14 protein-coding genes are annotated in these 14,609 nt (G+C 36.1%); 12 read left to right on the forward strand and 2 right to left on the reverse strand.

Annotation, left to right across the window (positions count from 1 at the left end; genetic code table 11):
* Positions 1–113 precede the first annotated feature (113 nt).
* From rplM to CALKRO_RS02985, 4 genes are all read left to right on the forward strand, one after another.
* Positions 114–542, forward strand: coding sequence for a 50S ribosomal protein L13 (rplM, locus tag CALKRO_RS02970; RefSeq protein WP_013291114.1), 429 nt, complete (start codon positions 114–116; stop codon positions 540–542).
* Between the two features lie 24 nt (positions 543–566).
* Positions 567–959 carry a 30S ribosomal protein S9 gene (rpsI, locus tag CALKRO_RS02975; protein ID WP_013429631.1) on the forward strand — a complete coding sequence of 131 codons (393 nt, stop codon included), beginning with the start codon at positions 567–569 and terminating at the stop codon, positions 957–959.
* Positions 960–1,159: 200 nt separating this feature from the next.
* Entirely contained in the window at positions 1,160–2,380 is a 1,221-nt protein-coding gene (locus CALKRO_RS02980) for an ammonium transporter (RefSeq protein ID WP_013429632.1), read from the forward strand.
* Between the two features lie 18 nt (positions 2,381–2,398).
* Positions 2,399–2,734: a P-II family nitrogen regulator gene (locus tag CALKRO_RS02985; RefSeq protein WP_013429633.1), complete on the forward strand. Its 336-nt coding sequence runs from the start codon at positions 2,399–2,401 to the stop codon at positions 2,732–2,734.
* Between the two features lie 79 nt (positions 2,735–2,813).
* Here CALKRO_RS02985 and CALKRO_RS02990 read toward each other — a convergent pair whose 3' ends face one another.
* Positions 2,814–3,941, reverse strand: coding sequence for a glycosyltransferase (locus CALKRO_RS02990; RefSeq protein WP_013429634.1), 1,128 nt, complete (start codon positions 3,939–3,941; stop codon positions 2,814–2,816).
* 128 nt (positions 3,942–4,069) lie between these two features.
* Here CALKRO_RS02990 and radA point away from each other — a divergent pair, with 128 nt between their 5' ends.
* Together radA and CALKRO_RS03000 are read left to right on the forward strand one after the other, a co-directional pair.
* Positions 4,070–5,410 (forward strand): DNA repair protein RadA, encoded by a 1,341-nt coding sequence (gene radA / locus CALKRO_RS02995; RefSeq protein ID WP_013429635.1) that lies wholly within the window; start codon positions 4,070–4,072, stop codon positions 5,408–5,410.
* Positions 5,411–5,427: 17 nt separating this feature from the next.
* Positions 5,428–6,117: a 4Fe-4S double cluster binding domain-containing protein gene (locus tag CALKRO_RS03000; protein WP_013429636.1), complete on the forward strand. Its 690-nt coding sequence runs from the start codon at positions 5,428–5,430 to the stop codon at positions 6,115–6,117.
* Between the two features lie 3 nt (positions 6,118–6,120).
* On the opposite strand, the gene CALKRO_RS13250 is transcribed toward CALKRO_RS03000, so the two are convergent.
* Positions 6,121–6,279, reverse strand: a complete 159-nt coding sequence (locus tag CALKRO_RS13250; RefSeq protein ID WP_013429637.1) for a DUF1540 domain-containing protein — start codon at positions 6,277–6,279, stop codon at positions 6,121–6,123.
* A gap of 103 nt (positions 6,280–6,382) precedes the next feature.
* Here CALKRO_RS13250 and csaB point away from each other — a divergent pair, with 103 nt between their 5' ends.
* From csaB to yicI, 6 genes are all read left to right on the forward strand, one after another.
* Positions 6,383–8,221, forward strand: coding sequence for a polysaccharide pyruvyl transferase CsaB (gene csaB, locus CALKRO_RS03005; protein ID WP_013429638.1), 1,839 nt, complete (start codon positions 6,383–6,385; stop codon positions 8,219–8,221).
* Positions 8,222–9,073 carry a YitT family protein gene (locus CALKRO_RS03010; protein ID WP_013429639.1) on the forward strand — a complete coding sequence of 284 codons (852 nt, stop codon included), beginning with the start codon at positions 8,222–8,224 and terminating at the stop codon, positions 9,071–9,073.
* A gap of 133 nt (positions 9,074–9,206) precedes the next feature.
* Positions 9,207–10,055, forward strand: coding sequence for a transketolase (locus tag CALKRO_RS03015; protein ID WP_013429640.1), 849 nt, complete (start codon positions 9,207–9,209; stop codon positions 10,053–10,055).
* Between the two features lies 1 nt (position 10,056).
* Positions 10,057–10,998 (forward strand): transketolase family protein, encoded by a 942-nt coding sequence (locus CALKRO_RS03020; RefSeq protein WP_013429641.1) that lies wholly within the window; start codon positions 10,057–10,059, stop codon positions 10,996–10,998.
* Between the two features lie 137 nt (positions 10,999–11,135).
* Positions 11,136–11,996, forward strand: a complete 861-nt coding sequence (locus CALKRO_RS03025) for an AraC family transcriptional regulator (protein WP_013429642.1) — start codon at positions 11,136–11,138, stop codon at positions 11,994–11,996.
* A 255-nt stretch (positions 11,997–12,251) separates the two neighbouring features.
* Positions 12,252–14,570 (forward strand): alpha-xylosidase, encoded by a 2,319-nt coding sequence (yicI, locus tag CALKRO_RS03030; RefSeq protein WP_013429643.1) that lies wholly within the window; start codon positions 12,252–12,254, stop codon positions 14,568–14,570.
* Positions 14,571–14,609: the final 39 nt, after the last annotated feature.

Raw genomic sequence — 14,609 nt, forward strand, 5'->3', positions numbered from 1 at the left:
TTGACACTATAATATATTAGAATATTTTATGTTTTAAAATGAGGCCCCGAGTATGAGTTGATAATATAGATTTTTCAGAAAACAAAATTTCAGAAGGAGTGAAGAAGAAAGCGATGAAGACATACCTTGCAAAGCCAAATGAAGTTCCAAAGAAGTGGTATGTGATAGATGCAACAGGAAAACCGCTGGGAAGGCTTGCAGCTAAAATTGCTGTGATATTGAGAGGTAAGCACAAACCTCAGTTTACTCCGAATGTTGACACTGGCGACTATGTTATTGTAATCAATGCTGAAAAGGTTGTGTTGACTGGCAAAAAGCTTGACAAGGATGGATACAGATATCATACAAAGTATCCTGGGGGACTTAAGTTCATACCATATCGCAGACTTCTTGAAAAACATCCCGAAAAGGCAATTGAAATTGCTGTGCGCGGAATGCTTCCTAAAAATAGGCTGAGAGATAGGTTCATGAGGAAGCTCAAAGTTTACAGAGGACCAAATCACCCACATGCAGCACAAAAGCCAGAAGTGCTGGAAATTTAGTTTTAGTTAGGGGAGGATATGAAAGTGGCACAGGTAAAATACTATGCAACAGGAAGAAGAAAGACATCGGTTGCAAAAGTTTGGATTTCGCCTGGTAGCGGAAAAATTGTTGTAAATGATAAGCCTATGGAAGAGTATTTTCCTCTTGAGACATTGAGAATTATTGTAAAGCAGCCATTGACACTTACTGAAACTCTCGGTAAATTTGATGTAATTGCAAAGGTTAAAGGCGGCGGTCTTTCTGGTCAAGCAGGTGCTGTAAGACATGGAATTGCAAGAGCACTTGTGCTTGCTGACCCAACTTTAAGACCAGCTTTGAAAAAAGCAGGATTTCTTACAAGAGACCCGCGTATGGTGGAAAGAAAGAAATACGGTCTCAAGAAAGCAAGAAGAGCACCTCAGTTCTCAAAAAGATAAAGAAGTTTTGGCAGCTCCTGTTGGTAGGAGCTTTTATTTTTGCGATTTCACCAATTTAAAATTTCACCTATTGACATCATCTCAAAAGCTGGATATAATAAAATTGTAATTGCCAATGGGGGCATACCAAAAAAGGTATGTCCCCATTTTGCATTTTGGGCGGATATAGACTTTCAAAATAAGATTTGGGGGTGTTTTGGATGAACTATGCAGACATTGTATGGGTTTTAATTTCAACTGCTTTGGTTATGCTGATGACACCAGCAGTAGGTCTTTTTTATGGTGGTATGGTCAGAAGAAAAAACCTTCTTTCCACAATTACCATGTCAGCACTGACTCTGGGACTTATCAGCATTGAATGGGTTTTGATCGGTTATAGCATGGCTTTTGGACCTGACAGATTTGGATTGATTGGGAGCTTTGAGTGGGCAGGGTTAAAAAATGTTGGATATAAGCCTAACCCTGACTATGCGGGTAGCATTCCACACCTTTTGTTTATGGCATTTCAGATGATGTTTGCAGCAATTACTCCTGCACTTATTGTAGGTGCTTATGTTGAGAGAATAAAATTTAGCAGTTATATACTTTTTACATTACTATGGTCAATATTTGTTTACAATCCAGTTGCGCATTGGGTGTGGGCAAAAGGTGGATGGCTCAAAAACTTAGGAGCTTTAGACTTTGCAGGAGGTACTGTTGTGCATATTACTGCAGGTAGCACAGCTTTGGCACTGTCGCTTGTGCTAAGAAAAAGAAAGGACTTTGGCAAAGTTCAGATGGAGCCAAATAATATTCCTTTAACACTTGTTGGTGCGTTTTTACTTTGGTTTGGATGGTTCGGGTTCAATGGAGGTAGCAGCCTTGCTGCAAACGAGATTGGGGTCAACGCATTTGTTGTCACAAATGTTGCGGCAGCCTCTGCTGCAATTTCCTGGATGATTATAAGCTGGCTTTACAAAAAACCAAGCGCAATTGGAATTGCAACAGGTGCAGTTGTTGGGCTTGTTGCAATAACACCTGCATCAGGTTATGTAAACTCCCTTTCAGCAATTGTGATTGGTGCAGTTGCTTCCATAATATCATTTTACTGTATTAGACTCAGAGAAAGATTAGAACTTGATGAGACTTTAGATGTTTGGGCTTGCCACGGAATGGGTGGAACTTGGGGGGCGCTTGCAACAGGAATATTTGCAAGCAAGGCTGTAAATCCTGCAGGAAACGATGGGCTCTTATTTGGTAACTACAAGCTGTTTTTTGTTCAGCTTATCTCGGTGTTAGTTGTTTGGGCATTTTCGTTTATTATGACCATAATAATTTCAAAATTGCTTGACAAAAGCATGGGTTTGGCTGTGACATATGAAGAGGAGACTGTTGGTCTTGACATATCTCAGCATGGCGAAGAGGCTTATGGCGGAATTTAATTTTGGGGGTGTTTTGAGATGAAAAAAATAGAAGCTATCATAAGAGAAGAAAAGCTCAACGACCTCAAAGAGTGCCTTGAAAAAGAGGGTATATACGGAATTACAGTTATGAGAGTTAAAGGAAGAGGTATCCAGCGCGGTATTACCTTGCAGTGGAGAGCTGGAAGCTATACCGTGGATCTTCTTCCTAAGGTTCTGGTAATGATTGTTGTGAGTGATGAGAAGTTTGAAAAGGTGATTGACATTATTTTGGAGTGCTGTTCAACAGGAAATCCAGGTGATGGTAAGATTTTTGTATCAGAGGTAAGTGAAGTTATAAGGATTAGTAGCAAGGAAAGAAACGTAAAGCTGTAGAGTTATTTTAGATTTAAAAATCAAAAGGGCTATCTTGCTAATAAGTTTAAAAATAAGACTTTTAAAGCAAGTAGCCCTTTTATTTTTTCGAAAGTATGCTTTTATAAATCTCAAATTGCATCCTTGCCATATTTTCTGCAGAAAACTTTTCTTTTGCTTTTTTAGAAAGAAGCTGTCCAAATTCTTTGATAAGGTCTTTATTTTGCAAAAGAATTTCTATCTTTTGAGCAAGTCCTTTATAATCTCCAACCTCAAATAAAAAACCATTTTTCCCATCTTCAATTAGGTCTGGCACGGAACCCACTTTGCTTGATATACAACACTTTTCAAGTGCTGTTGCTTCTAAAATTGAATATGGGAAGGTTTCGGAGTATGAACTTATGACGTTTATATCTATGCTATTAAAAAAGTCATATGGATTTTTTATACTGCCAAGTAGAAATACCCTGTCATTTAAATTGTATTCACTTATCATTTGCTTCAAAAACTCCTTTTGAGGACCACTTCCACCGATTAAAAAAATGACCTCAGGATATTTTTTAGCTACCATATTAGCGGCTTTTATAAATACATCTAAACCTTTTACCTTGTATAACCTGCTCAAGTTTCCTATAACTATTTTGGAGTCAAATACTTTTCTATCAAAAAACTTTGATAAAAATTCATCCTTTTGCACATAATGTATCTCTTTTGAAAAGTCAAAACCATTGTACAAAAGAAAAATTCTATTTTCTTTCACCCCAAGTCCTTTTATTTTGTCAATCAATGCAGATCCTACAGAAATAAAATAGTCAAATCTTTTTAAAGAAAGTTTATTAAGAAATGAAAACACTACTCTTTTGTAAAAAACGTCCTGAAAATCTAAATCAAAGTCGCTATGTACTGTTGTGATAAATGGCTTGTTTTTGATTTTTCGTTTTAAAAACATTCCAATAAAATTTGCTCTTGCACCATGACAGTGAATTATATCATAATCTTCAGCTTTAACGATATGCGCAATTTTGTCAACCACACTCAAGTCAAATCGAGAGGATTGCTGAATAACATCTATATCAATTCCAGCATTTTTTACCTCTTCATAGAATTGCCCGTACATGAAACATATAATTTTAAGACTGACAAGATCTTTTAGTTTTGAACACAGGTTTATTATATGTGTCTTTGCTCCCCCTGTATCACCACCGCTTATAAGGTGCAAAACTTTCATTTTTGAAAAACAGACCTCCTCAACTTAAGTACCTATCGATTAGATTATATCATAACTCTTTATAAAAGGGTGAAAATATGATAAAAATATATCATGTGGATTTGAAATGATTTTAAGGAGAAACTAAAATGAAAACAAAAAGCATTTATGTTTGCCAGGAGTGCGGCTTTAGAACCTCGAAATGGCTTGGAAGATGTCCAAACTGTTCAAGCTGGGACACCTTTGTGCTTGAAAGAATAGACCAAAACAAAAAAGAGACTATCTCTATTTCAAAAGAGAATTCAGCAGTATTAAAACTTTCTAATGTCAGCACAAAAGAAGAAAGATTTTTATCTGGTATAGAAGAGCTGGATACTGTCCTTGGTGGCGGTTTTGTAAAGGGAGAGCTCATTTTGCTTGGTGGTGAGCCGGGTATTGGAAAGTCAACTTTGCTTTTGCAGGTTGCAAATATATTAAGCGAAAGAATGAAGGTTTTGTATGTATCAGGCGAGGAAGGAGCAAATCAGCTAAAACTTAGGGCTCAAAGGCTCAATATAGATGGAAATTTTGATGTTGTGTGTGAAACCAATTTTGATTTGATAAAAAATATTATCTTGGAAACAAAACCAGAGTTTGTTATAATTGATTCTATACAAACCATGTATATACCAGAAAACCAGTCAGCACCGGGAAGCGTAACCCAGGTCAGAGATGTGACAATGCAGCTTTTGAAAATTGCAAAGACGTATAAAATAACAGCTGTAATTGTTGGGCATGTCACAAAAGATGGTCTTATTGCAGGACCAAGGGTTTTGGAACACATGGTTGACTGTGTTTTGTATTTTGAAGGAGAGAGGTTTAACACTTATAGAGTAATCAGAGCTTACAAAAATAGATTTGGTCCTACAAACCAGCTTGGAATTTTTGAGATGACAGATGGTGGGCTTGTTGAGGTAAAAAATCCTTCAAGTATTTTTTTGGAAAGTAGCTACAATGTTGAGGGTGTTGCCATTTACTCTGCAATAGAAGGAACAAGGTCTATTCTTTTGGAGATACAGGCACTTGTAACTCCAACATCTTTTGGCACGCCAAGAAGGACAGTGACTGGAATTGATTATAACAGATGCGTGATGCTCTGTGCTGTGCTTGAAAAGAAGATGGGATTTGCGTTAAATGTTCAGGATATATATGTAAATGTAGCAGGCGGATTTAAGGTTTCAGAGCCGTCAGCAGACCTTGCTATTGTATGTGCCATAGCTTCAAGTTATAAAGGGGTTCCCATTGGAGATACTGTATTAATAGGTGAAGTGGGTTTGACAGGCGAAATTAGAGCTGTGGCGAATATAGAAAAAAGATTGAATGAAGCAAAAAAGCTGGGGTTTAAAAGAGCAATAATTCCAAAAAGAAATATGGAAGCGATCCAAAATGATGGTATGATTGAAGTCTTTGGTATGTCAAATATAGAGGAAGTTTTAAATTTCATTTTTTAGAAGAGAGTGATTATAAAATGCTTTTAGAAGAACTTAAAAAGATGCTACTTAATGAAGGTGCAAGTGATGTAGGGTTTTCTTTTATAAATCCATACCTTCCAGAAGAGCTAAAGATATTTAAAACATGTATAACAGTGGTTATAAAACTTTCAGATGCCATTGTAAACGAAATTATTGACTCACCAACGTTTACATACTATCACCATTACAAAGCTGTAAATAACCTCATTGACCTTCTGACCTTAAAAGGCGTGCTGTTTTTAGAATCAAAAGGGTATTATGCTTATAGTATTGCTGCATCACAGAGTGTCCATGGTAAGGACAATGGATTTTCTGGAGTACTTTCACACAAAATAGGTGCTGTACTGTCGGGCATGGGTTTTATTGGGAAAAGCAATCTTTTTGTCCATGAAAGATTTGGACCACGCGTGCGACTGGGTACAATTTTAACAACATATGAACCAGAAAATGGAATTAGAAATAATATTATTAAGCCAAAATGCGGTGATTGTAATCTTTGTGTTGTGAGCTGTCCTGCACAGGCAATCTACGGAAGGACATGGTATTTAGGTATTGAGAGAAACGAGATGATAGACCCCCATGCATGCAGCAGTTACATGAAGGAAAAGTTTAAATTCATCGGTCGTGGTCAGGTGTGCGGCATATGCATGAGGGTCTGTCCTTATGGAAGTGAAGTAAAAAGATAGGTACTATCTTCTGAGCTGGTATGTGTGGCAATTTGTTTTTTCTTTTGTTCCCTGAGCAGAAGACCCGCCGCCATCTACAGAGACTTCGATAGATGGAGCGGTGCATCTTTTGTTATCCCAGTACATGCAGTCTGATACATTGCATGTGATTCTGTCTGGCATCTTCAATACCTCCATTTTGATTTGAATTTGCAACTTTCAAGGTTTATTTTCTGCAATAAAACTTGAGTTTATTCAAAATAATAAATTTGGGTGAGAAAAGAGAATGAAAAATATTGTAATATCAGGATATTATGGACAATTGAATACTGGTGATGAAGCCATACTAAGGGTTTTGATAGATAGGCTGAGAGAATATGAAAGACAAGAAAATGAAGATTTAAATGTTGTTGTTCTTTCATCAAGACCGCAACTGACAAGCAAGATTTACAGTGTAGACTCTGTAAATAGAAAAAAGATTTGGGAAGTTGTAAAAGCCATAAAAAGATGTGATATATTTATTTCCGGTGGAGGAAGTCTTTTTCAAAATGAGACAAGCAACAGAAGTCTTTATTATTACCTCTTTCAAATTTTTCTTGCCAAGCTATTTGGCAAGAAGGTGTTTATTTTTTCTCAGGGGATAGGACCGATAAAAAAGTGGTATAATGTTTTGATTTTCAGGCATATAATCAAACTTGCTGATTATATTACAGTGAGAGATTACGATTCTTTTGACCTTTTACACAGACTGAAGCTTAAAAACAAAATAGACTTGTCAGCAGACCCTGCATTTTTACTGAATCCTTGCTGCGAAAAAAGAGTAGAAAAATTATTGCAAACTTATAACATAGATTTGAGCAAAAAGACGATAGGAATAGTAGTAAGGAAATGGAAAAAGGAAAAGGATATGACCGACAAAATCGCTCAAATTGCTGACATTCTTATAGAAAATGAAGGATATAATGTAGTTTTCATTCCTTTTCAGGGTAAGTGGGACATAATAAAGATAAATGAGATCATTTCAAAAATGAAGAATAAACCATATATTCTCTCTGAGAGTTTTCAGCCTCATGAACTTTTAGGTATTTTTAGATGTTTCGACCTAATAGTTGGTATGCGTCTTCATAGTCTCATATTTGCATCTAAAATGAACAAGAGGTTTGTTGGAATATCGTACGATCCCAAAATTGACAGTTTTCTTAAAATGTATGGTTTAAAACCGGCGGGATATGTTGATAGTTTTGATGTAAACAATGTTCTTTTAAATATCCAGTATATGCTTAATGAGTCAAAAATTCAAAAGAAAATTGAACAGATAACAATCAATATGATTCAAAGAGCGGAAAAGTCTTTTGAGATTTTAAAAGAGGCTTTATCAACAACTAAAAAAAGAAAAAACATTAATATTTTGGGTGTGAGAATTGATTGTATTAATTTTAATAAGGCAAAGAAAAAATGTATTGACTTTTTATCTTCATCTTCACCCAAAGTAGTATTTACACCCAATGTAGAGATGATAATGCTATCTCAAAGGGACGAGAAATTTAAAAAAATTTTGAATTCGAGTGATTTAAATGTACCTGACGGAATTGGTGTTGTTTGGGCATCTAAATATTTTGGAGAAAAACTGTATGAAAGGGTCACAGGTTTTGACCTGATGATGTCTTTGATGCCAGAGCTTGAGAAAAAAAGAGCAAGAGTATTCTTACTTGGTGCAAAACCAGGGATTGCTGAAAAAGCGAAAGAAAATCTTTTAAAACAGTTTAAAAATTTAGAAATTTGTGGGGTTCATCATGGATATTTTAGTGAAGAAGAGAATAACACGGTTGTGGAGATTATAAATTCCTCAAAAGCAGATGTTTTGTTTGTTGCAATGGGCATGAAAAAACAGGAAGAATGGATTTACAAAAATAAAAAGAAACTCAAATGTAAGCTTATTATGGGTGTTGGTGGCAGCCTTGATGTTTTGTCAGGTGAGGTAAAAAGAGCACCCAAAATGTTCCAAAGACTTGGGCTTGAATGGTTTTATAGACTTATAACCCAGCCGTGGAGGTTTAAAAGAATGCTTGCACTTCCTAAATTTGTACTTATTGTTTTGAAAATTAGGATATTTGGGGGAAGATAAATGCTAAAAAAAATTTTCAGAGTTCTATATGAATATGCGGCAATAACTTTTGGTTCGCTTTTGGTTGCACTGTCGTTAAATCTTTTTCTTGTTCCAAATAAGATTGCAGCTGGTGGTTTTTCGGGTATTGCAACAGTTGTGTATTATGTTTCTTACTACAAACTTCCTGTTGGTATGACCATGCTTGCATTAAATATTCCTGCCTTTATTCTTGGTGTTAAAACAATTGGCGTGGACTTTGGTGTAAAAAGCATTTATGGGACAGTAATACTTTCAGTGCTCACAGACACTACAACATTTGTGCCATGCATTACATATGATAAGCTTTTGGCGTCGGTGTTTGGTGGAGCGCTAATGGGGATAGGTCTTGCCATTGTTTTACTTTTTGGTGCAACAACTGGTGGCACAGAGATGTTGGCAAAGATTATTCACAAATATATTTCGTTTATTTCTGTTGGTCAGATTCTTTTAGGGCTTGATGTAGCTGTTATTGTACTTGCATCGGTTGTGTTTAAAAGCTATGAACTTGGACTTTGGGCAATTTTAACTCTCTTTGCATGTTCAAAACTGATTGATGCAATACTTGAAGGTGTTAACTTTGCAAAGGCGCTTATAATAATATCAGATAAATCTGACATAATTGCTGAAAAGATTTTAAAAGAGCTTGACAGAGGTGTGACAGGTCTTCATGGCATTGGCATGTGGACAAAAACAGAGAAAAATGTTCTGCTGTGCGTTGTAAAAAGACATGAAGTGAGTCGTGTGAAAAACCTTGTAAAAAGTGTGGATAAGCGTGCATTTGTAATTCTGACAGATGTTCGTGAAGTCTTAGGTGAAGGTTTTTCTGTTTGAGTTAAAAATGATCAATATGATATAATGGTCAATATGATATAATATAAAGGAAAAAGATAGTTTGAAAAAATCATTTTAAAGGGAAAGTCCAAACCAAATATTGTATTTTTGCAAAGGAGGTTTAAGAAAGACAATGGATAGAGCAAAAGAACTTGAACTCAAAAAAATAGCAACTGAGATAAGAAAGAGCATAATTATTCAAACTGCATCTGCAGGCTCTGGTCACCCTGGCGGTTCACTTTCTGGTGTTGAAATTTTGACATATCTTTACTTTGTTGAAATGAACATTGATCCTAAAAATCCAAAGGACCCTGACAGAGACAGGTTTGTTCTTTCCAAAGGACATGCATCGCCACTTTTGTACGCAGTTTTGGCTGAAAAGGGTTTCATAAGCAAGGAGGAGCTAAAAGGTTTTAGGCAGATTTATTCAAATCTCCAAGGGCATCCTGACATGAAGAAAGTGCCAGGGGTTGAGATGTCAACAGGGTCATTAGGTCAAGGGCTTTCTGTTGCAAATGGTATGGCACTTGCAGGAAAACTGGATGGGAAAAACTACAGAGTTTATGTTTTGCTTGGTGATGGAGAGATTCAGGAAGGTCAAATTTGGGAAGCTGCGATGACAGCTGCACATTACAAGCTTGACAATCTGACAGCCTTTTTAGACCACAATGGGCTTCAGATAGATGGCAAAATCACAGAGGTTATGTCACCCGAGCCTGTTGATGAGAAGTTTAAGGCATTTGGCTGGCATGTTATAAAAATTGATGGGCATGATTTTAACCAGATTGAAAAAGCTGTAAATGAAGCAAAAACAATAAAAGGGAAACCAACAATCATAATTGCTGAAACAGTAAAAGGTAAGGGTGTATCATTTATGGAAAATGAAGTTGGCTGGCATGGAACAGCACCAAATAAAGAACAGGCTCAAAAAGCTTTAGAGGAGCTACAAAAGCAGTTGGAAAGTTTGGAGGTGCAAGGATAAGATGGCAAAGATAGCAACAAGAGAAGCGTATGGTCAAGCACTGGCTGAGTTTGGTGAAGTATACAAAGACATTGTTGTACTTGATGCAGACCTTTCAAAATCAACAAGGACAGAGATTTTCAAAAAGAAATTTCCTGAAAGGTTTTTCAATATAGGAATTGCAGAACAGGACCTTATGGCAACAGCAGCAGGACTTGCAACATGTGGCAAGATTCCGTTTGCAAGCACATTTGCAATCTTTGCCGCTGGAAGAGCTTATGACCAAGTGAGAAACTCAATAGGTTATCCGCATTTAAATGTTAAAATCGGTGCATCTCACGCTGGTGTGTCAATAGGTGAAGATGGTGCATCTCATCAGATGCTTGAAGATATAGCATTGATGAGAGTAATCCCTGGAATGGTTGTGCTTTCTCCTTCTGATGCCGCATCCACTTATGAGTGTGTAAGACTTGCAATTGAGCATGAAGGACCTGTTTATATTCGCTTGGGAAGACTTGGGGTTGAGGAGATTTACAAGAAAGGTGAACTAAAACTTGAGCTTGGCAAAGGCATTGTTCTTCAAAAAGGGACAGATGTTGGAATTTTAGCAACAGGGTTAATGGTTCATGAAGCAATAAAGGCTGCAAAAATGCTGCAGGATGAGGGATTTTCAGTATATCTTGTTGACATGCCGTGCATAAAACCAATTGACATTGATTTAATTTTAGATGTTGCAAAAGTCACTGGCTGTATTGTTACAGCAGAAGAGCACAATATCTTAGGTGGTTTTGGAAGTGCTGTTTCTGAGGTTTTGATTCAAAACTATCCTGTACCGGTAAAAATGGTTGGAGTAAATGACGAGTTTGGAAGGTCAGGAAAACCTGAAGATGTTTTGAAATATTATAAACTCACTGCTGATGAGATAGTAAATAAAGCAAAAGAGGTTATGAAGATGAAAAAGTAAAATATTATTAATAGATAAAAAGCTGCCGCAAGTTTTAGATTGCGGCAGCTTTTTATTTTGTTGTGGTTATGGTAAAATTTATTTGATATTACCCTATTGTTTTTATTGAAAACATACAATAAAGTGAGGAAATCACAATGGATGAAAGGTTGAGGCTCAAAGAAAAGGTTCAACATGGCAGTGCGGTGTTTCCTATAAATGTATATGAAAAAATATTTGTTCACGAAAACAATACTCTTCTACCTCACTGGCATGATGAATTTGAAATAGTATATCTTGAAAAAGGAACAGCAAGTTTTAGAGTTGATGGAAAAGAGTATTTTTTGGGTCCAAAACAGTTTTTATTTGTCAACTGTGGTTCAATTCACGGTGGAAAAGCAGAGGATAATCCCGAACCTTATGCAATTGTATTTAATTTGAGCATGCTCTTTTCCGAAGGTCCGGATATATGTAAAAGTAAATATTTGCAATCTATTTTAGAAAGGAAACTGCTTGTTCAAAATAGTTTTGAGGACCATTATGTCGGAGAACTAATTTCGAGCATAATAACAGTGTGGAAAGAAAAGCCAAAAGGTTATGAACTTTTGGTAAAAGGCTATTTATTTGTTATATTTTATCATCTTTTTAATAAGGGATATATAACAGCCGATAGTACAGTCAGAGAGCTTGATTTGAGACTTGAAAAGATAAAATCCGCACTTGATTATATCAATTCTAACTATTCATCTGATCTCAATATTGACTTGCTTGCAAAGCTTACAAACCTGAGCAAATTCTATTTTTGTCGTCTTTTTAAGGAGATTACCCATCTCACACCTGTTGATTACATAAACAAGTTCAGGGTTGAAAAAGCAATAGAGCTTATCAAAAACACAAACATGAGTATTTCTGAAATTGCCTTTGAAGTGGGCTTTAATAATGTGAGCTATTTTATAAAAGTATTTAAAGAGTATGTGGGTGTTACTCCATTCAGATACAAGAAAAATATATTGTGTTGATATAATTTTCATTTCGCTCTTCATATCGGCAGTTACATTTCTTTTATAGAAGCAATCATTTTTATTAGATTAGTTTTCTGAGTATTGAAAAATTTGATTTTTATATTGATTATAGCAAAGTTTTTATACTTTTTTGCAAAAACGTATGAGAAGTAAGGAAGGAGGTTTTATATAATAAATTTGAGTGTTTTAGACCTCTTATAAATTTCTACGAATAGACAATTGGTTAAAAACAAGTAAGGGGGAATTAACAAAATGAAATTTACAGACGGTTTTTGGCGTGTAAAAGATGGAATAAGATTATATCATCCAGCCCATGTATATGATTACGAAATTTCGAAAGACTCAACCACAATTATTGCACCAGCTCAATTTATCACAAACAGAGGACAAACCTTACAAGGTCCTGTTTTCACTATACGTTTTTCTTCACCTTTTGAAGATGTTATAAGAGTGCAAATTTGGCACTACAAGGGTCAAAAAGATAAAAAGACATATTTTGAATTTTATAAAGAAGAAGGATATTGCCCTTTGATAGAAGTTTTTTCGGAGAGTATAGTAATAACAAGTGGAAAGCTAAAAGCTGTTATTAATAAAAAAGGTGAATGGAAAGTAGAATATTACTACGAAGATAAATATCTAACAAGAAATGGTTATAAATATCTTGGTTACGCAATCATGCCTGATAATACTACTTACATGAGGGAACAGCTTTCTTTGAGTGTTGGCGAGTGTGTTTACGGGCTGGGCGAGAGGTTTACTCCTTTTGTTAAAAACGGACAAGTGATTGATATGTGGAACGAAGATGGTGGTACGAACTCTGATCTTGCATACAAAAACATTCCTTTTTACATTACAAACCGTGGATATGGTGTTTTTGTAAATGACCCAGGACGAGTGTCATTTGAAGTAGCCACAGAGAATGTCGAGAGAGTTCAGTTTTCTGTGGAAGGTGAATATTTGGAATATTTCATAATTGGCGGTAGCAACATGAAAAATGTTTTAGAAAATTACACAAAACTCACAGGTCGGCCACAGCTTCCTCCAGCATGGTCTTTTGGACTTTGGCTCACAACCTCTTTTACAACAAGCTATGATGAAAAGACTGTTACAAACTTTATAGATGGAATGATTGAAAAGGATATTCCACTTCATGTGTTTCATTTTGACTGTTTCTGGATGAAAGATATGCACTGGGTTGATTTTGAGTGGGACAGAAGGGTTTTTCCTGAACCATCGCAGATGCTAAAGCGTCTAAAAGAAAAGGGAGTAAAAATATGTGTTTGGATAAATCCTTACGTGTCTCAGTTTTCAAAACTTTTTGATGAGGGAAAAGAAAAAGGGTATTTTTTGAAAAAGCCAAATGGTGATGTATGGCAAACAGATGATTGGCAGCCTGGCATGGCAATTGTTGATTTTACAAACCCTGAGGCGTGCAGGTGGTATTCAGAAAAGCTCAAAGAGCTAATTAAAATGGGAGTTGACTGTTTTAAGACAGATTTTGGTGAAAGAATTCCAACAGATGTTGTTTATTTTGATGGTTCAGACCCTCAAAAGATGCACAATTACTACACCTATCTTTACAACAAGACAGTATATGAGACGCTTCAAGAAACGTTTGGCAAGGGAAATGCAGTTGTGTTTGCAAGGTCAGCGACAGCAGGAAGCCAGAAATTTCCTGTGCACTGGGGCGGAGACTGTTTAGCTTCATATGAGTCCATGGCAGAGACACTCAGGGGTGGCCTTTCACTTTCACTTTGCGGGTTTGGTTTTTGGAGTCATGACATAGGGGGGTTTGAGAGTACAGCAACACCAGATCTTTACAAGAGATGGGTAGCATTTGGACTTTTATCTTCTCACAGCAGACTACATGGGAATTCTGCCTATAAAGTTCCTTGGCTTTATGACGAGGAAGCGGTTGATGTACTTAGATTCTTTACGAAATTAAAATGCAAACTTATGCCATACATCTTTTCAGCGGCTGTAGAGGCAACAGAAAGAGGGATTCCAGTTTTGAGGCCAATGGTCTTAGAGTTTCCGGACGATCCTGCTTGTGTTTATCTTGACAGGCAATATATGCTTGGAGACAGTCTTTTGGTTGCACCAATCTTTTCAGAAGATGGATATGTTGAGTATTATGTGCCAGAAGGAATTTGGACAAATATCCTGACAGGTGAGAAAGTTGAGGGTGGCAAGTGGAGAAAAGAAAAGCACGGCTATTTTAGCCTTCCACTTTTAGCAAGGCCAAATACTGTAATTCCAATAGGAAGTTGTGACACAAGGCCCGATTATGATTATGCTGATAATGTGGCGATGAATATTTATCATATTGATAGTGGGGAGACATTGAAATCTCAGATAAGAAATGTAGAAGGTAAGGCAGAAATTGAAATTGAAGTGAGAAGACACGGAGATGTTATTTATGTCACAAATATAAGAGATTCAAAAAAAACATGGAGTCTATATTTTGATTCTCTAAGGATAGAAGTTATATCTGGAGCAAGTGTAAAGGTCGACAGTAATGGTAGTAAGATAAATGTATATTCTGACACAGCTGTGTTAAAAGTGATTTAATTTTCTATTGCTTATGTAAAAATATTTAAGTTAAAATAA

The sequence above is a fragment of the Caldicellulosiruptor kronotskyensis 2002 genome (assembly GCF_000166775.1).
GTDB classification, from domain to species: Bacteria; Bacillota; Thermoanaerobacteria; order Caldicellulosiruptorales; family Caldicellulosiruptoraceae; genus Caldicellulosiruptor; species Caldicellulosiruptor kronotskyensis.

Excerpts from the sequence above, each read along its gene's own strand:
- rplM (WP_013291114.1), top strand. The coding sequence starts at position 114 with ATGAAGACATACCTTGCAAAGCCAAATGAAGTTCCAAAGAAGTGGTAT.
- CALKRO_RS02980 (WP_013429632.1), top strand. The coding sequence starts at position 1,160 with ATGAACTATGCAGACATTGTATGGGTTTTAATTTCAACTGCTTTGGTT.
- CALKRO_RS02985 (WP_013429633.1), top strand. The coding sequence starts at position 2,399 with ATGAAAAAAATAGAAGCTATCATAAGAGAAGAAAAGCTCAACGACCTC.
- CALKRO_RS02990 (WP_013429634.1), bottom strand. The coding sequence starts at position 3,941 with ATGAAAGTTTTGCACCTTATAAGCGGTGGTGATACAGGGGGAGCAAAG.
- radA (WP_013429635.1), top strand. The coding sequence starts at position 4,070 with ATGAAAACAAAAAGCATTTATGTTTGCCAGGAGTGCGGCTTTAGAACC.
- CALKRO_RS03000 (WP_013429636.1), top strand. The coding sequence starts at position 5,428 with ATGCTTTTAGAAGAACTTAAAAAGATGCTACTTAATGAAGGTGCAAGT.
- CALKRO_RS13250 (WP_013429637.1), bottom strand. The coding sequence starts at position 6,279 with ATGCCAGACAGAATCACATGCAATGTATCAGACTGCATGTACTGGGAT.
- csaB (WP_013429638.1), top strand. The coding sequence starts at position 6,383 with ATGAAAAATATTGTAATATCAGGATATTATGGACAATTGAATACTGGT.
- CALKRO_RS03010 (WP_013429639.1), top strand. The coding sequence starts at position 8,222 with ATGCTAAAAAAAATTTTCAGAGTTCTATATGAATATGCGGCAATAACT.
- CALKRO_RS03015 (WP_013429640.1), top strand. The coding sequence starts at position 9,207 with ATGGATAGAGCAAAAGAACTTGAACTCAAAAAAATAGCAACTGAGATA.
- CALKRO_RS03020 (WP_013429641.1), top strand. The coding sequence starts at position 10,057 with ATGGCAAAGATAGCAACAAGAGAAGCGTATGGTCAAGCACTGGCTGAG.
- CALKRO_RS03025 (WP_013429642.1), top strand. The coding sequence starts at position 11,136 with ATGGATGAAAGGTTGAGGCTCAAAGAAAAGGTTCAACATGGCAGTGCG.
- yicI (WP_013429643.1), top strand. The coding sequence starts at position 12,252 with ATGAAATTTACAGACGGTTTTTGGCGTGTAAAAGATGGAATAAGATTA.